Consider the following 16,943-nt stretch of genomic DNA (forward strand, 5'->3'; position numbering starts at 1 on the left):
TTTCGTGGACATCATTCCCCCGCAACTCAAAGAGCCGGTGTATCGGCTGTATGAGTTGCGGCTGCGTCAGGAGCTGACGCGGTCCAAGTCACAACTGCCGCGACACATCGCCGTGCTGTGCGACGGGAACCGCCGCTGGGCGCGTGACGCCGGATACGACGACGTGAGTTACGGCTATCTGGTGGGTGCGGCCAAGATCGCCGAGATGCTGCGCTGGTGCCAGGACATCGGCATCGAGATGACGACGGTCTACCTGCTGTCGACCGAGAACCTCCAACGCGACCACGACGAGCTCGCCGCCCTGATCGAGATCATCACCGGCGTGGTCGAAGAGATCTGCGCACCCGCCAACCGGTGGAGCGTGCGCACTGTCGGTGACCTGTCGCTGCTCGGTGAGGAACCGGCCCGCCGCGTCCGTGACGCCGTCGAACGTACGGCGAGCACCCAGGCGGCGCGACCGTTTCACGTCAACGTCGCCGTCGGGTATGGCGGGCGCCAGGAGATCGTCGACGCGGCCCGGTCGCTGCTGTCGAAGGAACTGGCCAACGGCACGCCACCGGAGAAGCTCGTCGAGGCGGTCACCGTGGAGGCGATCTCGGAGAACCTGTACACCTCGGGTCAGCCGGACCCGGATCTGGTGATCCGCACCTCGGGGGAGCAGCGGCTGTCCGGCTTCCTGCTCTGGCAGAGCGCGTATTCGGAGATGTGGTTCACCGAGGCGCACTGGCCGGCGTTCCGCCGGGTCGACTTCCTGCGGGCACTGCGCGACTACATCAAACGGCATCGGCGCTTCGGGATCTGATCACATGGCCGCCCTCTCAGCCGTGGTGTTCGCGCTGAGTTGGTGGCTGGGGTTGTATCTGCTGGCCCGCGATCCGCGGAAACCGGTGCTGGGGCTGGCGGCGCTGGGGTTGTGCAGTTTCGCGGTGGTGGTCGCGCTGGATGCGGTTCGGCTCACCAGCCAGGCCGGGTACCTGGGCCGCATCGAGATCTTCCTGGTCGCGGTGCCCGGGGTGGCGTGGTTTGCGGTGCTGTTGGAGCTGGCCCGCCCCCACGAGCGCTGGCGGCTTCGTGAGCTCGGTGCAGTCGGGGTCGTCGCCGCTTTGGCGGTGACGGGGGCCGCGCTCGCCGGTGGCGTCGACGGGCCGCTGCGAGCCGGGCACTGGCTGATGTTCACGGTGATCTCGGTGTCGTCGCTCGGGGCGATGGTGCGGGCCTACCGGCGACCGCAACGCCCGGGATCGGCAATGGGGGTGCTGGTTGTCGCGACGCTGTTCTTCGCACTGGGCAACGCCATCCTGGTGATCCCGCTCGGTCTGCTGCCGAGTTGGCTGGCGTTGGCGTCGACGGGCTTCGATCTGCTGCTGTTGGGCGTGGCCGTCGCGCTGTGGGATGCGTTCGACGAAGGGCAGGCGCTGCGGGCCGGGATGCTGCGGTCGTTCGTCGGCTCGGTGTTGGTGGCGTTGGTGTTCGGCGGGCAGGCACTGATCGGGTTGGCCGTCACCGGCTCGTCGGGCCGGCTGGTGCTGACGGTGCTGCTGTTCACCAGCCTGGCGGTGGCCCTGGCCATCACGGTGCTGGCCGACCCGCTGGCCGGGGTGCTGGACCGGCTGACGTTCTCGCCTGCGTTGCAGGCCGACCGGGCCGCACTGCGGCGCACCGAGGCGGCCTTGCCGCTGCGTTCGGCCAATCCGCTGGACGAGCTGGATGACGATACGTTCACCCGGCTGACCCGTCGCGCCCTCGGCCATTACGGTGACCTGTCCAAGCTCGTCGCCAGCCCGCTGACCGCCCTACCCGTCATCGATGAGCGGCTGGCGGCGCGCGGGGCACCCGATCAACCACTGGAGCGGGCCGCCGAACTCAAGGCCGTGCTGGCCGACCGGATCGCCGCGCTGAAGCCTCGCGATGCCGGCGACTTCGGCACCACCGAGGAGTGGCGGCACTACAACTCGCTGTACTTTCCGTACGTCGCCGGCGTGCGGGCCTACGCGCAGAACGCCACCGCCGCGGGTCTGGATCCGGTGGCCCGTCAGGCGTGGCAGTGGTTGGTCACCGAGGTGCCGCAGCGCTCGCTGCACAACTGGCAGAACGCGGCGGCCCGGGTGATCGCGGCGGATCTGCGTGGACAGGTAGCGCTCTGGCAGTAGTTGGCAGTAGCGTGCGTCGACCTGGCAGTGGCCGCTGAGCAGCATCGATGGTGTCAGAACACTCATCGATGCACAGGAGCGCCGCATGACTGCCATCTCTGCCCCGGCCACCGACTCGCTGCTGCGATTCGCCCTCCGCCTCGACGCCACTGCCACCGGACTGTGCGGTGTGGCGTTGGCTGCGTTCGCCGGACCGCTGTCGTCCCTGACCGGTTTCACGCCCAACCAGGAGTATGTCGTGGGCGCCGCGCTGGTGCTCTACGGCGTGGTGGTGTACAGCCTGGCCGGGCTGGAGTCGGTGCGCCGGGCCGGGATCGGCGTGGTGATCGCCAATCTGGTCTGCACCGCGGCTGCGGTGGCCGTCGCGGTGTCCGGGATGCTGCCGCTGACCGCGCTGGGGGTGACGGCACTGTGGTTCAGCGCCGTGTACACCACGGCGTTCGCGATCGCCCAGTACCTGGGGGTGAGGCGTATGGCGTGATATCCGGGCGCCGGAAGAGGTTACGTCGCCTTGGGATTTCGGCGCGCTGGTAACCGCTCAGCGGTTATGAGCGCGCCGAAATCACAGTTTTCGGAGGCGCAGGCGGTTGATCGAGTGGTCGGAGTCCTTGCGCAGCACCAGGGTGGCGCGCGGCCGGGTCGGCAGGATGTTCTCCATCAGGTTGGGCCGGTTGATGGAATGCCAGATGTCGCGAGCGGCGAAAACCGCCTGCTCGTCGGTGAGGGTGGCGTAGTGGTGGAAGTGTGACGCTGGGTCGGCGAAGGCCCCGGCGCGCATCGCCAGGAAGCGCGAGACGTACCACCCCTCGATGTCCTCGATCCGCGCGTCGACGTACACCGAGAAATCGAACAGATCCGAGACCATCAGCGTCGGCCCCGTCTGCAGGACGTTGAGTCCCTCCAGAATGAGGATGTCGGGGTGGCGCACCACGTGCTTCTCGTCGGGCACGATGTCGTAGAGCAGGTGCGAGTACACCGGTGCGCACACCTGATCGGCGCCGGACTTCACCGTCGTGACGAACCGCATCAACGCCCTGCGGTCATAACTCTCCGGAAAACCTTTGCGATGCATCAGGTTTCGCCGGGTTAGTTCGTGGTTGGGGTAGAGGAACCCGTCGGTGGTCACCAGGTCGACGCGAGGGTGATGACCCCAGCGCGCCAGCAGTGCCTGCAGCACGCGGGCCGTGGTGGACTTGCCCACCGCGACGCTGCCCGCCACGCCGATGACGAACGGAACCGGCCGGTCGGGATTCTGCTGCGGTTCGCCGAGGAACTCCGCGGTGGCCGCGAACAGCCGTTGCCGGGCGGCCACCTGCAGGTGGATCAACCGGGCCAGCGGCAGGTAGACCTCTTCGACCTCCAGCAGGTCCAACTGCTCGCCGAGGCCGCGCAGCCCGACCACTTCTTCCTCGGTCAGCTTCAGCGGGGTCGACATACGCAATGCACGCCATTGACTCCGGTCGAACTCCACGTAGGGGCTCGGCTCGCTCAGGCGCGCCATGCGTAGTTCATACCGCATTACCCCGAGCGCATGACCAGCAGGTGTCGGATGCCGCGCCCAACTAATCTGTCCGACATGGATTCCGACACCCTGATCCGCGAGTACCTGCTGCTCGGTTTGCGGTTCGATCGCATCGAGGAGGGTTACGTCGACTCCTTCACCGGTGATCAGACGCTGCGCCAGGCCGTGGCCAACGAAACCGCCCCTGATCCGGCCGACCTGACCCGGCAGGCGCACCGGCTCCTGGACGCTCTGCCGCAGGCCTCGCTGGAGCCGGCGCGGGCCGACTACCTGCGCGCCCACCTGCGCGCACTGGCCTGTTCGGGGCGCAAGTTCGCCGGTGAGCCGGTGGGGTTCGTCGACGAGGTGCGGGACTACTTCGACGTCACCATCAGCAAGGGCGACACCGACCGCTACGCCGAGGCGCACACCAAACTCGATGCCGCGCTGGGTGGCAGCGGACCGCTGGCCGATCGGATGCAGGCCTACCGGGCGGGCGAGGAGATCCCGCCCGAGCGGCTCGGCGAGTGCATCGAGGCGTTCTCCAGCGCCTTGCGTGACCGGGTGCGCGCGGAGTTCCCGCTCGATGCCCGCGAGACCATCAACTACGAGATCGTCACCGACAAACCGTGGTCGGGGTTCAACTACTACGAAGGCGACTACCGCTCCACCGTCGCCGTCAACGCCGACCTCAAGCAGCAGATGTCCAATCTGCCGCGGCTGGTGGCCCACGAGTCCTATCCGGGGCATCACACCGAACACTGCCGCAAGGAAGCGGGTCTGGTGGAGAAGCAGAATCAGCTGGAACAGACCATCTTCCTGGTCAACACACCACAGTGCCTGATGGCCGAAGGCCTGGCCGATCTGGCGTTGTATGCGGCGGTCGGCCCGGGCTGGGGTGCGTGGGCCACCGAGATCTACGCCGATCTGGGGTTGACGTTCGACGGGGAGCGGGCCGAGGCCATCTCGGAGGCGTCGGCGGCGCTGGCCGACGTGCGTCAGGACGCGGCGCTGATGTTGCACGACGAACACCGCGACGTCGACGACGTCGCGGCCTTCCTGCAGCGGTGGCTGCTGGTCAACGACGCCCGCGCCCGGCAGGCCCTGCGCTTCCTGTCCTCGCCGCTGTGGCGCGCCTACACCAGTACCTATGTCGAGGGCTACCGCCTGCTGCGGGGCTGGCTGGAGGCCCGGCCGGCCGAGGTGAGCCTCACCCAGCAGTTCACCCGGCTGCTCGACGAGCCGCTGATCCCGTCGAGCCTGCGGGCGGCGTGACTGACGCGGGGTCTCGGCGACTACCCTTGACCCCATGACTGCCGAGTCTCTTGCTGCTGGAACCACCGCACCGTACGTAGCTCCGGGAGCCGACTACGCCGCCACCGCCAGCGAGGCCTACCAGGCTGCCCTGCGCGTCATCGAATCCGTCGAGCCCCGCGTCGCGGCCGCCACCCGCAAAGAGCTTGCCGACCAACGTGACTCGCTGAAACTGATCGCCAGTGAGAACTACGCGTCACCGGCCACGCTGCTCACCATGGGCACCTGGTTCTCCGACAAGTACGCCGAAGGCACTGTCGGGCACCGGTTCTACGCGGCCTGCCAGAACGTCGACACCGTGGAGGCACTGGCCGCCGAACACGCCCGCGAACTGTTCGGAAGCCCCTACGCCTACGCCCAGCCGCACTCCGGTATCGACGCCAACCTGGTGGCGTTCTGGGCCATCCTGGCCACCAAGGTCGAGGCCCCCGGGCTGGCCGAACTCGGCGCCAAGCACGTCAACGACCTGTCCGAAGCCGACTGGGAGAGCCTGCGCGCCAAGCTGGGCAACCAGCGGCTGCTGGGGATGTCGCTGGACACCGGCGGCCACCTCACCCACGGCTTCCGCCCCAACATCTCGGGCAAGATGTTCCACCAGCGCCAGTACGGCACCGACCCCGAGACGGGTCTGCTGGACTACGACGCCGTGGCCGCGGCCGCCCGCGAATTCAAGCCGCTGATCCTGGTGGCGGGCTATTCGGCCTACCCGCGCCGGGTGAACTTCGCCAAGATGCGTGAGATCGCCGACGAGGTGGGTGCCACCTTGATGGTCGACATGGCGCACTTCGCCGGCCTGGTGGCGGGCAAGGTGTTCACCGGTGACGAGGACCCGGTGCCCCATGCGCATGTCACCACGACGACCACGCACAAGTCGTTGCGCGGCCCGCGTGGTGGCCTGGTGCTGGCCACCGAGGAGTTCGCCCCGGCCGTCGACAAGGGCTGCCCGATGGTGCTCGGCGGTCCGCTGTCACATGTGATGGCCGCCAAGGCCGTGGCACTCGCCGAGGCCCGGCAGCCGGAGTTCCGGACGTACGCCCAGCGCATCGCCGACAACGCCAAGGCGCTGGCCGAGGGCTTCCTCAAGCGCGGCGCCCGGTTGGTCACCGGCGGCACCGACAACCACCTGGTGCTGCTGGACGTGACGTCGTTCGGGCTCACGGGCCGGCAGGCGGAGTCGGCGCTGCTCGATTCGGGCATCGTCACCAACCGCAACGCCATTCCGGCCGATCCGAACGGGGCCTGGTACACCAGTGGCATCCGGTTCGGTTCCCCGGCGCTGACCACACGCGGGTTCGGTACCGACGACTTCGACCGGGTGGCCGAGCTGGTGGTGGAGGTGCTGTCGAACACCCAGCCGACCGCCGCCTCGTCCGGCCCGTCCAAGGCGAAGTACACGCTGGCCGACGGCACCGCCGAACGGGTGCACGCGGCCGCCGCCGAACTGCTGGCCGCCAACCCGCTGTACCCGGGCCTGCAGGTGCAGTAGCGGCCGTATCGCCGGACCTGCGGAGCACCGGCGAAGGACCAAAGTCACCAGTCCGCCGGACACGCTCCACCGATTTCGGGGAATGTGTGAACTCGGGTTACAGTTATTTCATGGCTGATACACCCGTTGCCAACGCACTGACGCTGGAGCTGGAGCCCGTTGTCGCCGAGAACTACCGGCGTCACGTCGAGACCGCGAACGTGTGGTTCGCGCACGACTACGTGCCCTTCGAACAGGGCAAGAACTTCGCTTTCCTCGGGGGCACGGACTGGGACGAGTCCGAGGTCACGCTGCCCAAGCACGTCGTCGACGCGCTCGAGATCCTGCTGATCACCAAGGACAACCTCGCCGGTTACCACCGCGAGCTGGTCGAGCACTTCATCCTCGAATGGAAGTGGGGCCGCTGGCTCGGGCGCTGGACCGCCGAAGAGCACCTCCACGCCGTGGTGCTGCGCAACTACCTGGTGGTCACCCGTAACTTCGACCCCACGGCCAACGAAGACGTGCGCGTCGAGCACGTGATGAAGGGCTACCGAGCCGACGAGTTCAGCCAGATCGAGACCCTGGTCTTCATGGCGCTCTTCGAGCGTGCCCACGCGGTGTTCTGCCGGCGGCTGGCCGAGCAGATCGACGAGCCGGTGCTCAAGTCGATGATCGAGAAGATCGCCCTCGACGAGGAACGCCACGAACTGTTCTTCTCCAATCTGGTCCGGTGGTGCCTGGAGCACGACGATGCCGAGACCGTTCGGGCGGTCGCCGCGCGTGCCGCGGGACTGCAGGTCCCGGGAGCCGATATCGACGCGTATGCCGACAAGGTGTCCGTTGTCGCCGAAGCCGGCATTTTCGGGCCTGACCAGCTGCGACAGGTGATCTCCGACGAGATCACCGCGCTGGGCCTGGCCGGGGAGCCGGAGCTCACCGGTTTCGTAACGAAGTAGTCACGAGAAAGTCGCGCGCGCCTGCCCGGCGAGATCCCCGCAACGGGGGTAGCGTCGCACTCGATGGCCAGCAACTTGCTTCGCTATCCGGGCGGTACTCCCGTAGTTACTACGGCAGGACCGGCCCCGGTCCTGGTGCCGCAGCGCCCGCCGAAATCTCTCCGCGGGGCCGTGCGGAGTCGAGGAGCGCCACGTGACAAATTCGCTGGTTCGGACGTACGTACTCGATACGTCTGTTTTGCTCTCGGATCCCTGGGCTTGCACCAGGTTTGCCGAACATGAGGTGATAGTGCCGCTGGTGGTGATCAGCGAGTTGGAGGCCAAACGCCACCATCACGAACTCGGCTGGTTCGCCCGCCAGGCACTGCGCATGTTCGATGATCTCCGGTTGGAGCACGGGCGCCTCGATCAGCCCATTCCCGTTGGGACACAGGGCGGTACGTTGCAGGTCGAGCTCAACCACAGCGACCCCACCGTCTTGCCGCTGGGCTTCCGCACCGAAACCAACGACGCGCGCATCCTGACCTGCGCGGCCAATCTGGCTGCCGAGGGCAAACTCGTCACCCTCGTAAGCAAGGACATCCCGCTGCGCGTCAAGGCCGGCGCGGTGGGCCTGGCCGCCGACGAGTACCACGCCCAGGACGTGGTGACCTCCGGTTGGACCGGGATGACGGAACTGGACGTGTCCGCTGAGGACATCGACGGCATGTTCACCGAGGGCGAGATCGACCTGGAAGCAGCGCGGGATCTGCCGTGCCACACCGGTGTTCGGCTGCTCGGTGGCAGTTCGAGTGCGCTCGGCCGGGTGAACCCCGACAAGCGGGTGCAGCTGGTCCGCGGTGACCGCGAAGTGTTCGGCCTCCGGGGAAGGTCAGCCGAACAACGCGTCGCACTGGATCTGCTGCTCGACGAATCGGTGGGCATCGTGTCCCTCGGCGGCAAGGCCGGCACCGGCAAGTCGGCGCTGGCGCTGTGCGCGGGTCTGGAGGCGGTGCTGGAACGCCGCACCCAGCGCAAGGTCGTGGTGTTCCGGCCGCTGTACGCGGTCGGCGGGCAAGACCTCGGCTACCTGCCGGGCAGCGAGAGCGACAAGATGGGCCCTTGGGCGCAAGCCGTTTTCGACACCCTCGAAGGGTTGGCCAGCCCGGCCGTGCTCGAAGAGGTGCTCTCGCGCGGCATGCTCGAGGTGCTGCCGCTGACTCACATCCGCGGCCGGTCACTGCACGACTCGTTCGTGATCGTCGACGAAGCGCAGTCGCTGGAGCGCAATGTGCTGCTGACCGTGCTGTCGCGGTTGGGTGCCGGGTCGCGGGTGGTGCTCACCCATGACGTGGCGCAGCGTGACAACCTGCGGGTCGGCCGGCATGACGGTGTGGCCGCGGTGATCGAAAAGCTGAAGGGGCACCCGCTGTTCGCCCACATCACGCTGCTGCGCAGTGAGCGCTCGCCGATCGCTGCGCTCGTCACCGAGATGCTCGAGGAGATCAGCCCCGGCGCCCTGCCGTGACACGTGAGTTCGGCGCGCTCATCACCGCTCAGCGGCGATGAGCGCGCCGAAATCGTTAGTCTGTGACCGTGTGGATCCGCGCGGTGATCGCGATGCTGATGGTGGTGCTGCTGTGGTTCACCACCCAGGCCGAAGCTGACGCCGACGACGTCGATTGCGCGGTGGTCAAGTGTGTGGCGCTGACGTTCGACGACGGGCCGGGTCCGCACACCGACCGCCTGCTGCAGGTGCTGGCCGCCGCCGATGCCGAGGCGACGTTCTTTCTCGTCGGCGAGAAGGTGGCGGCAGACCCGTTGGCCGCCAAGCGCATTGCCGATGCCGGCATGGAGATCGGCAATCACAGCTGGAGCCATCCCGACCTGACCACCATTCCGGCGGCAGAGGTGGCGACGCAGCTCAGCAGTACCACCGCCGCCATCGAGGCGGCGACCGGGCAGCGGCCGGTGCTCATGCGCCCCGGCTTCGGGATGCTCGACGACGAGGTGATGTCTCAGGCCGGACACCAGGGCCTGGCCGCGATCAATTGGGATGTGGTGCCCTATGACTGGCTGCACGACACCGATTTGGCGGCCAGTCGGGCCCTGCTGATGGCGCACCTGCGGCCGGGTTCGGTGGTGCTGTTGCACGACACCTTCGCCTCCACCGTCGACCTCGTGGAAGAGTTTCTTCCGGTGTTGCGCGCCAACGGATATCACCCGGTGACCGTGAGCCGGCTGCTCGGTCCGCGGCAGCCGGGCAGTGTGTACGGCGGCCGGGACAACGGCCCGCCCGTCCACGACTTGCGCGACGTCCCATGACCCACGAGTCCGCCTTGGTGCTGACCCTGCTGGTGCTGGGCTATGCCGTGGTGTCCGGTCTGGTGGCCCGCTGGTATGTGGCGCCCGCACTGATCTTCATCGCAGCCGGCCTGCTGCTGGGCCCGTCGGGGCTGGGTGTTCTCGACATCGGAGCGGACACAGCCACTTTCACCGTCGTGGCCCAGCTGGCCCTCACCGTGATCCTGTTCAATCAGGCTGCCGAACTCGATCTGCGCTCGGTGCTCAAACGGGGTCACGAGAGTTTCCGGCTGATCCTGATCGGTATCCCGCTGACTCTGGGACTCGGAACCGTCACCGCGCTGGTGGTGCTGCCGGTGATGCCGGTGTGGGAAGCGGTGTGCCTGGCGGCTATCGTCGCGCCGCTGGAGGTGACGCTCATCGAGGCGCTCCTGGAGGACCGCCGGATCCCCGAACGGGTGCGGCACGCCCTGGCGATGGAGAGCGGCTGCTACGACGGGTTCGCTCTGGCAGCGTTGTTCGCCGCGCTGGCGCTGGCCTCAGAACGGTCCGAGACCGCCTCGAACTGGGGCTGGTTCCTGCTGCGCACCGAACTGCTGTCGCTGTGCGCGGGCGCCGCCGTCGGGCTGCTCGGCGGACTGGCGGTCGCGAAGTCGTACGAACACCGCTGGATCAACGGCACCTGGGCGCAGTTGGCGACGGTCGCGGTGGCACTGCTGTGTTTCCAGGTGGGGGAGATGTTCCACGGCAGCGGTTTCGTGGCGGCGTTCGCAGGCGGGCTGGCGACCGCGGTGCTGGCCCAGCGGACCGGCGCCGAGGTGCCGCGTCAGGTGTCCGATGCCGCCGGGCACCTGCTGGAGTTGTTGGTGTTCGCCATGTTCGGTGCGGCCGCGGTGGTGGTCGGCTGGCGCGATGCGGACTGGCGGGTGGTGGTGTTCGCGGCGGTGGCGGTGTTCGTGGTCCGGCTGGTCGCGGTGTGGGTGGCGCTGCTGCGTACCGATGTGCCGACCCGCAGCCGGTTGTTCATCGGCTGGTTCGGGCCGCGGGGGATCGGCACCCTGGTGCTCGGTCTGCTCGTGGTGCAGGAGGGGGCCATCGAGCAGGTGGACCTGATCACCCAGACCGTGGTCGTCGCCGTCACGCTCAGCCTGGTGGTGCACAGCGCCACCGCACCGCTGGGAATCAGGTTGGTGCAACGCGACCGACTGGCGCGCCAGGCGTAATGTGCCATTGACATATTGACACAGCTGGCTAGTCTTTGTTTCAACTTCTGAGGAACGAGGGCACCATGAGTGCGTCAGCAGCAGAAGCCCCAGCGCAGGTGGCGGTGCGGCCATGGGTGATCCGTGAGTTCCGTAAACACACCGGCAGCGCGCTGGCGGGTGTTTTCGGCGGAGCGGCCTTCGACGAGGTTGCGCTGGCCCCGGTGGCCGCGGCCGTCGACCGTACCGGCCGCTTCGCCGGCAATTTCGCCGACCGCGGGGTGCGCAGCGGCGCGGCGACCATGCTGGTGTTCTTCGGTGACGCAGAGGACCGCGCCGCCGAGGCCGAGCGGCTCAAGCGGCTGCACCGGGACGTGAAGGGCAGCGGCAAAGGCGATTTCGTTGATATCCGGTACAGCGCGCTGGCGCCGGAGCTGTGGAAATGGATCGGGGTCAGCGGACTGCTGGTGCCCATCCGCTCGTTCACCCCTGCCACCGGCATCGCCATGACCAGCATGGAACGCGAAACCGCCTACCGGATGCTGGTCGAGGCGTTCAGCGCGCTGGAACTGCCCGCCAGAGCGGGCACGCTGCCGCAGACCTACGCCGAGGCGATCAGCTATTACGAAGACATGGTGGCGAACAAGTTGGGCGCCAACGCTTTTCTGGACCAGGCGGTGGCAACACTCGACAAGTTCCCGTTGCCGACGCTGGGTATCTCCGGGCCGGTGCGGGCGGCGGTGACGCCGGCGTGGCTGTTGGCCCGGCCGGCGATCGGGCGCTTCGTGAAAGTGTGCTCATTCGGCATCATGCACCCGAAAGTGCGTGACATGACCGGCTTTCGATGGTCCCGCAGGCACGACCTGGAGTTCTTCGCCTACACCGCTGCGCTGCAGCTGGCCTGGCGGGTGCTGCCGGAGCGGGTGGTTCTGGTGCCGCTGGCGCACAACCGCCTCGAGTACGAAAAGATCGTCGCGGCATATCGGTCCGTGGGCCTCGATTCCTTTGCCCCGTGATGCGGCGCCAACACAACACCGCGTCACCGTCGGAGCAGGAAGACGCCATCCTCAAAGCCGCGATCGAGGAGATCGAACTGGTCGGGATGGTGCGAGCGAGCCTGGACGTGGTGGCGCGGCAGGCCGGGGTGAGCCGCAGCACGCTCTACCGCAGGTTTCCCAATCGCGAATCGTTGATGTCGGCCGTCGGGCGGCGCACCTTCGAAACAGCGCTGAACCGGCTTGCCACCATCTCGGTGGGCGCCAGCCCACAGGACGCGGCCGTCGCCGCATTCGGGGAGGGTCTGCGGCTGCTGACGACGATGCCGATCCTGCGTCACTTCCTCCAGCTCGACGCGGGCACCGTGATCGTCGAAGGCATGTACGCCGACGCCGGTGAGTTCCTGACCGTCAGCGCCCACGCAATGGCCGCCGGCCTGCGGGCCGCGGGCGCACAGATGCCGGACGCTGAGCTGCTCGCGGTGTCCGAGTTGCACATCCGGCTGGCCTGTTCGCTGGCGCAGGTGCCCACGCCGTCGCTGGACATCGGCGATCAGGATGCGGTGCGTACCTACGCCGCTCGGCATCTGGCACCGCTGGTGTGGTGAATGCTCTACGCTCAGCGGCTATGAGGATGGCGCTGGCTTTGGGTGGAGCGTTGGCCGTGATGGGGATCGGCACTGCGGCCGTCGGAATGGCGCCGGCCGCGCAGGCCGATCAGATCGGGTATCTGGTCAACGTGACGGTGAAGCCGGGCTACAACTTCCCGAATGCCGACGCCGCACTGCAATACGGCTATCTGCTGTGTGACCGGATCCGGGGCGGCGAGCCGTATCCGATGCTCGCCCGGTCTATCAAGGACTACTTCCGCACCGACGAGTACGGCGCGTCGTACCTGTTAAGTCAGGCCACCGGTGAACTGTGCCCGGCCCAGATCTGGGCGCTGCGGCAGTCCGCGGCCGGCTACACCCCCCAGCCCTAGACGGGATTTGGGCGCGATTTCGACCGCTCAGCGGTCGAAATCGCGCCCAAATCGCAACTAATCCCCGTCGCGCACCTTGGCCATCGCCAGCACGTCCAGGCGCTTGTCCAGCTCGGCCTCGGACAGCTTGTCGCCGATCAGGCCGCGGTCGATGACCGTCTGCCGGATGGTCTTCTTCTCCTTGAGCGCCTGCTTGGCCACCGCGGCGGCCTCCTCGTAGCCGATGGCCGAGTTCAGCGGCGTCACGATCGACGGCGACGACTCGGCCAGCTCCAGCAGGTGCGCCTCGTTGGCCACCAGGCCGTCGATGCACCGGCCGGCGAACAGCTTCGACACATTGGCCAGCAGCGTGAACGACTCGAGGATGTTGCGCGCCATCATCGGGATGTAGACGTTGAGTTCGAAGGCGCCGGAGAGACCACCGACGGCCACCGCCGCGTCGTTGCCGATCACCTGGGCCGCGACCTGCGTGACGGCCTCGGGGATGACGGGGTTGACCTTGCCCGGCATGATCGAGCTGCCCGGCTGCAGGTCCGGCAGCTGGATCTCGCCCAGGCCGGTCAGCGGACCAGAGCCCATCCAGCGGATGTCGTTGGCGATCTTGGTCAGTGACACGGCGATGGTCTTGAGCGCACCGGAGGCCTCGACCAGACCGTCGCGGGCGGCCTGCGCCTCGAAAGAGTCCTCCGCCGTGCGCAATTCGGCCAGGCCGGTGTCGTTGACCAACACCTCGACCACCTTGGCACCGAAGCCGTCGGGGGCGTTGAGACCGGTGCCGACGGCGGTGCCGCCGATGGCCAGCTCGCCCAGGCGTGGCAACGTCGCGCGAACACGTTCGATACCGGCCTGCACCTGGCGGGCGTAGCCGCCGAACTCCTGGCCGAGTGTCACCGGCACGGCGTCCATCAGGTGGGTGCGGCCGGACTTGACGGTGGTACGCCACTGCCGGGCCTTGTTGGCCAACGACTCGTGCAGGATCTCCAGCGCCGGGATCAGTTGCCGCACAGCAGCTTCGGTGGCGGCGATGTGGGTGGCCGTGGGGAACGTGTCGTTGGAGCTCTGCGACATGTTCACGTGGTCGTTGGGGTGCACCGTCACACCGTTGGCCGCCGCGATCGAGGCGATGACCTCGTTGGTGTTCATGTTCGAGCTGGTACCCGACCCGGTCTGGAACACATCGATGGGGAACTGGTCGTCGTGCAGCCCATCCGCGATTTCGCCGGCGGCGGCGATGATCGCGTCGGCCTTCTCGGCGTCCAGCAGGCCCAGGTCCTTGTTCACCTGAGCGCATGCCGCCTTCAGCAGTCCGAGCGCCCGGATCTGCGTGCGCTCCAACCCGCGCCCGGAGATCGGGAAGTTCTCCACGGCCCGCTGGGTCTGCGCGCGCCACAGTGCGCGGGCAGGTACCCGGACCTCGCCCATGGTGTCGTGCTCGATGCGGTAGTCGCCGTCGACTGCGCTCTCGGTCATTAGCTCCCTTTGCTCGTTTCTTACGGAAGTGGATAGGCGGCGGACGTGTCCCCGGTGAAGTTCACCGCGGAGTACTCGTTGAGCTTGGACAGGCGGTGATACGCCTCGATCATGCGGACGGTGCCGGACTTGGACCGCATCACGATGGACTGCGTGGTGCAGCCGCCGCCGAAGAACCGGACACCCTTGAGCAGGTCGCCGTCGGTGACGCCGGTGGCGGAGAAGAAGACGTTCTCACCGGACACCAGGTCCTCGGTGGTGAGGATCTGGTCCAGGTCGTAGCCCTTGTCGAGGGCGCGCTGACGTTCGTCGTCGTCGGTGGGGGCCAACTTGGCCTGGATGGCACCGCCCATGCACCGGATCGCGGCGGCGGCGATGATGCCTTCGGGTGTGCCGCCGATGCCGACGAGCAGGTCGGTGCCCGAGTCGGGACGGCAGGCCGAGATGGCGCCGGCGACGTCGCCGTCGGAGATCAGCCGGATGCGGGCGCCCGCGTCGCGGATCTCGGCGACAAGATCGGCGTGGCGGGGCCGGTCCAGGACACAGACGGTGATGTCGGCGACTGAGGACTTGCGTACCTTGGCGACCTTCTTGATGTTGTCCGCGATGGGGGCGGAGATGTCGATGACGTCGGCGGCGTCGGGGCCGACGGCGATCTTGTGCATGTAGAACACCGCCGACGGGTCGAACATGGCGCCGCGCTCGGCCACCGCCAGCACCGAGATGGCATTCGGCATGCCCTTGCTCATCAGGGTGGTGCCGTCCACCGGGTCGACGGCGAAGTCGCAGTCCGGCCCGTCGCCGTTGCCGACCTCTTCGCCGTTGTAGAGCATCGGCGCGTTGTCCTTCTCGCCCTCGCCGATCACGACGACGCCGCGCATCGAGACGGAATTCACCAGCTCACGCATGGCATCGACGGCGGCGCCGTCGCCGCCCTCCTTGTCTCCACGCCCGACCCAGCGGCCGGCGGCCATCGCCCCGGCCTCGGTGACGCGGACCAATTCGAGGGCGAGGTTACGGTCTGGAGCTTCGCGACGACGAGCGGGCGTTTCGGGCGCGGCATTCATGGGGGTGATTGTCCCATTAGCAGAAGCGGCGTAGGGAGCTGGGATACTGGACGCGTGAGTACGGAACCGCAGCAGACGCCGGGCAGCGCGAGCCCCGGCGTTCCGACGCCCAAGGAGGCCAAGCCGCGGGTACTGCAGGATGGCCGCGACATGTTCTGGTCGATGGCACCGTTGATTCTCGGATGCATTCTGTTGGCGGGGATGCTCGGTATGTGCTCGTTCCAGCCCAGCGGCCCGTCACAAGGGCCGATCCCGACCTATGACGCCGAAGGGGCGCTCGGCTCGGACGCCGAGACACTTGGCTTCCCGATCCGGATGCCGGTCCTGCCCGAGGGCTGGAAGCCCAACTCGGGGCGTCGTGACGGCCTTGACGGCGCACGCACCGATCCCGTCACCGGGCAGCCGGCGCGCGCGCTGATCTCCAACGTCGGTTACATCACCCCCGACACCAAGTACATGAGCCTGACGCAGAGCAACGCCGACGAAGACGACCTCGTCCGTTCCATCGCCGCGGGGGCCTACCCGACGGGCACCGTCGAGGTGGGCGGGCGGCAGTGGATCGTCTACGAAGGCGCCGCGGAAGACGGGCCCGACGAGCCGGTGTGGACCACCAGGATCGGCAGTACGCAGTTGGCCATCACCGGCGGCGGTTCACCTGAGGAATTCCGGACACTGGCCAGCGCCACCCAGACGCAGGCACCGTTACCCGCCGCATGATCTGCAAGCCAGGAGGACCCCGTTGAACGCACCCGAGGCTGACCTTGCAGGCTGGAGCGCCGCGCCGTTCACCGGTGGCGGCTACACCCACGACGTCTACCGCAAGGGTGCGGGGCCCGGTGTGGTGCTGATCCCCGAGATGCCCGGGCTGCACCCCGGCGTGCTGGCGTTGGGCAACCACCTGGTGGACAACGGGTTCACCGTCGCGGCGCCGTCGTTGTTCGGCACGCCGGGCGCACCGGCACTGGCTCCGTCGGCGGTGCCGACGCTGGCACGGGGGTGTATCGCCAGGGAGTTCGCGGCGTTCGCCACCAACAAGCAGCGGCCTGTGGCGATGTTCCTGCGCGCGTTGGCGCGCGACCTCAACGCCAGCACACCGGGCAAGGGAGTCGGTGTGATCGGGCAGTGCTTCACCGGTGGCTTCGCTTTGGCCGCGGCGGTCGACGAGAGTGTGCTCGCGCCGGTGCTGAGCCAACCCTCGCTACCTCTTCCCCTGACTCCGAAACAGCGCCGCGATCCCGGCGTCTCCGAGGGAGAGCTGAAGATCATCGAGAAGCGCGCCGCCGAAGAGGGGCTGTGCGCCCTCGGTCTGCGGTTCAGCGCGGACTGGATGAGCCCGGGGGAGCGGTTCACCACCTTGAAGCAGCGCTTGGGTGACGCGTTCGAGGTCATCGAAATCGATTCGGGCCCAGGCAATCCCGACGGGTTCACCCGGGCGGCGCACTCGGTGCTCACCGATCAGGTGCGCGAGGCCGACGGGCACCCGGCCTACGAGGCGCGCAAACGCGTCGTCGAATTCTTGACCGAACGGCTCGCCGGCTGACCTCTGGCCGGGCGC

Annotated in this window: 17 protein-coding genes; 14 read left to right on the forward strand and 3 right to left on the reverse strand. The window is 67.8% G+C overall.

What is annotated here, in order from left to right; translation table 11 throughout:
- The first annotated feature begins 4 nt into the window (after positions 1-4).
- From AC3A6P_RS17150 to AC3A6P_RS17160, 3 genes are all read left to right on the forward strand, one after another.
- Positions 5-802 (forward strand): (2Z,6E)-farnesyl diphosphate synthase, encoded by a 798-nt coding sequence (locus AC3A6P_RS17150; RefSeq protein ID WP_487692860.1) that lies wholly within the window; start codon positions 5-7, stop codon positions 800-802.
- A 4-nt stretch (positions 803-806) separates the two neighbouring features.
- Positions 807-2,150: a hypothetical protein gene (locus AC3A6P_RS17155; RefSeq protein WP_487692861.1), complete on the forward strand. Its 1,344-nt coding sequence runs from the start codon at positions 807-809 to the stop codon at positions 2,148-2,150.
- Positions 2,151-2,235: 85 nt separating this feature from the next.
- Complete coding sequence (locus AC3A6P_RS17160) at positions 2,236-2,631, forward strand: hypothetical protein (RefSeq protein ID WP_487692862.1); 396 nt, start codon at positions 2,236-2,238, stop codon at positions 2,629-2,631.
- Positions 2,632-2,712: 81 nt separating this feature from the next.
- On the opposite strand, the gene coaA is transcribed toward AC3A6P_RS17160, so the two are convergent.
- Entirely contained in the window at positions 2,713-3,651 is a 939-nt protein-coding gene (gene coaA, locus AC3A6P_RS17165) for a type I pantothenate kinase (protein WP_487692863.1), read from the reverse strand.
- Between the two features lie 75 nt (positions 3,652-3,726).
- Between coaA and AC3A6P_RS17170 the strand changes: the two genes are divergently transcribed.
- The 9 genes from AC3A6P_RS17170 (at position 3,727) to AC3A6P_RS17210 (ending at position 12,851) form a co-directional block, all read left to right on the forward strand.
- Positions 3,727-4,926 (forward strand): DUF885 domain-containing protein, encoded by a 1,200-nt coding sequence (locus AC3A6P_RS17170; protein ID WP_487692864.1) that lies wholly within the window; start codon positions 3,727-3,729, stop codon positions 4,924-4,926.
- Between the two features lie 34 nt (positions 4,927-4,960).
- Positions 4,961-6,451 (forward strand): glycine hydroxymethyltransferase, encoded by a 1,491-nt coding sequence (locus AC3A6P_RS17175; RefSeq protein WP_487692865.1) that lies wholly within the window; start codon positions 4,961-4,963, stop codon positions 6,449-6,451.
- A gap of 110 nt (positions 6,452-6,561) precedes the next feature.
- Positions 6,562-7,389 carry an acyl-ACP desaturase gene (locus tag AC3A6P_RS17180; RefSeq protein WP_487692866.1) on the forward strand — a complete coding sequence of 276 codons (828 nt, stop codon included), beginning with the start codon at positions 6,562-6,564 and terminating at the stop codon, positions 7,387-7,389.
- Between the two features lie 193 nt (positions 7,390-7,582).
- The gene (phoH2, locus tag AC3A6P_RS17185) at positions 7,583-8,896 is read left to right on the forward strand and encodes an RNA 5'-3' helicase PhoH2 (RefSeq protein ID WP_487692867.1); all 1,314 of its coding nucleotides are present in this window, start codon (positions 7,583-7,585) and stop codon (positions 8,894-8,896) included.
- 92 nt (positions 8,897-8,988) lie between these two features.
- Positions 8,989-9,693: a polysaccharide deacetylase family protein gene (locus AC3A6P_RS17190; RefSeq protein ID WP_487693000.1), complete on the forward strand. Its 705-nt coding sequence runs from the start codon at positions 8,989-8,991 to the stop codon at positions 9,691-9,693.
- Positions 9,690-10,895 (forward strand): cation:proton antiporter domain-containing protein, encoded by a 1,206-nt coding sequence (locus AC3A6P_RS17195; RefSeq protein ID WP_487692868.1) that lies wholly within the window; start codon positions 9,690-9,692, stop codon positions 10,893-10,895. The genes AC3A6P_RS17190 and AC3A6P_RS17195 overlap by 4 nt, the downstream gene beginning before the upstream one ends.
- 65 nt (positions 10,896-10,960) lie before the next feature.
- On the forward strand, positions 10,961-11,890 hold the full coding sequence (locus AC3A6P_RS17200) for an oxygenase MpaB family protein (RefSeq protein ID WP_487692869.1): 930 nt from the start codon (positions 10,961-10,963) through the stop codon (positions 11,888-11,890).
- The gene (locus AC3A6P_RS17205; protein ID WP_487693001.1) at positions 11,890-12,477 is read left to right on the forward strand and encodes a TetR/AcrR family transcriptional regulator; all 588 of its coding nucleotides are present in this window, start codon (positions 11,890-11,892) and stop codon (positions 12,475-12,477) included. Before AC3A6P_RS17200 ends, AC3A6P_RS17205 begins: the two co-directional genes overlap by 1 nt.
- Positions 12,478-12,497: 20 nt before the next feature.
- Complete coding sequence (locus AC3A6P_RS17210) at positions 12,498-12,851, forward strand: DUF732 domain-containing protein (RefSeq protein ID WP_487692870.1); 354 nt, start codon at positions 12,498-12,500, stop codon at positions 12,849-12,851.
- A 57-nt stretch (positions 12,852-12,908) separates the two neighbouring features.
- Here AC3A6P_RS17210 and AC3A6P_RS17215 read toward each other — a convergent pair whose 3' ends face one another.
- Together AC3A6P_RS17215 and glpX are read right to left on the reverse strand one after the other, a co-directional pair.
- A complete protein-coding gene (locus tag AC3A6P_RS17215) occupies positions 12,909-14,321 on the reverse strand; it encodes a class II fumarate hydratase (RefSeq protein ID WP_487692871.1) in 1,413 nt (470 codons plus the stop codon).
- A gap of 20 nt (positions 14,322-14,341) precedes the next feature.
- On the reverse strand, positions 14,342-15,388 hold the full coding sequence (gene glpX, locus AC3A6P_RS17220) for a class II fructose-bisphosphatase (protein WP_487692872.1): 1,047 nt from the start codon (positions 15,386-15,388) through the stop codon (positions 14,342-14,344).
- Positions 15,389-15,442: 54 nt separating this feature from the next.
- On the opposite strand from glpX, the gene AC3A6P_RS17225 reads away from it, so the two are divergent.
- Both AC3A6P_RS17225 and AC3A6P_RS17230 read left to right on the forward strand, forming a co-directional pair.
- Positions 15,443-16,105, forward strand: a complete 663-nt coding sequence (locus tag AC3A6P_RS17225; RefSeq protein ID WP_487692873.1) for a DUF4245 domain-containing protein — start codon at positions 15,443-15,445, stop codon at positions 16,103-16,105.
- Positions 16,106-16,127: 22 nt separating this feature from the next.
- On the forward strand, positions 16,128-16,928 hold the full coding sequence (locus tag AC3A6P_RS17230; RefSeq protein WP_487692874.1) for a dienelactone hydrolase family protein: 801 nt from the start codon (positions 16,128-16,130) through the stop codon (positions 16,926-16,928).
- Positions 16,929-16,943: the final 15 nt, after the last annotated feature.

Source organism: Mycobacterium sp. Soil_C_30 (assembly GCF_057656995.1).

Excerpts from the sequence above, each read along its gene's own strand:
- AC3A6P_RS17155 (WP_487692861.1), top strand. The coding sequence starts at position 807 with ATGGCCGCCCTCTCAGCCGTGGTGTTCGCGCTGAGTTGGTGGCTGGGG.
- AC3A6P_RS17160 (WP_487692862.1), top strand. The coding sequence starts at position 2,236 with ATGACTGCCATCTCTGCCCCGGCCACCGACTCGCTGCTGCGATTCGCC.
- coaA (WP_487692863.1), bottom strand. The coding sequence starts at position 3,651 with ATGGCGCGCCTGAGCGAGCCGAGCCCCTACGTGGAGTTCGACCGGAGT.
- AC3A6P_RS17170 (WP_487692864.1), top strand. The coding sequence starts at position 3,727 with ATGGATTCCGACACCCTGATCCGCGAGTACCTGCTGCTCGGTTTGCGG.
- AC3A6P_RS17175 (WP_487692865.1), top strand. The coding sequence starts at position 4,961 with ATGACTGCCGAGTCTCTTGCTGCTGGAACCACCGCACCGTACGTAGCT.
- AC3A6P_RS17180 (WP_487692866.1), top strand. The coding sequence starts at position 6,562 with ATGGCTGATACACCCGTTGCCAACGCACTGACGCTGGAGCTGGAGCCC.
- AC3A6P_RS17190 (WP_487693000.1), top strand. The coding sequence starts at position 8,989 with ATGCTGATGGTGGTGCTGCTGTGGTTCACCACCCAGGCCGAAGCTGAC.
- AC3A6P_RS17195 (WP_487692868.1), top strand. The coding sequence starts at position 9,690 with ATGACCCACGAGTCCGCCTTGGTGCTGACCCTGCTGGTGCTGGGCTAT.
- AC3A6P_RS17200 (WP_487692869.1), top strand. The coding sequence starts at position 10,961 with ATGAGTGCGTCAGCAGCAGAAGCCCCAGCGCAGGTGGCGGTGCGGCCA.
- AC3A6P_RS17205 (WP_487693001.1), top strand. The coding sequence starts at position 11,890 with ATGCGGCGCCAACACAACACCGCGTCACCGTCGGAGCAGGAAGACGCC.
- AC3A6P_RS17210 (WP_487692870.1), top strand. The coding sequence starts at position 12,498 with ATGAGGATGGCGCTGGCTTTGGGTGGAGCGTTGGCCGTGATGGGGATC.
- AC3A6P_RS17215 (WP_487692871.1), bottom strand. The coding sequence starts at position 14,321 with ATGACCGAGAGCGCAGTCGACGGCGACTACCGCATCGAGCACGACACC.
- glpX (WP_487692872.1), bottom strand. The coding sequence starts at position 15,388 with ATGAATGCCGCGCCCGAAACGCCCGCTCGTCGTCGCGAAGCTCCAGAC.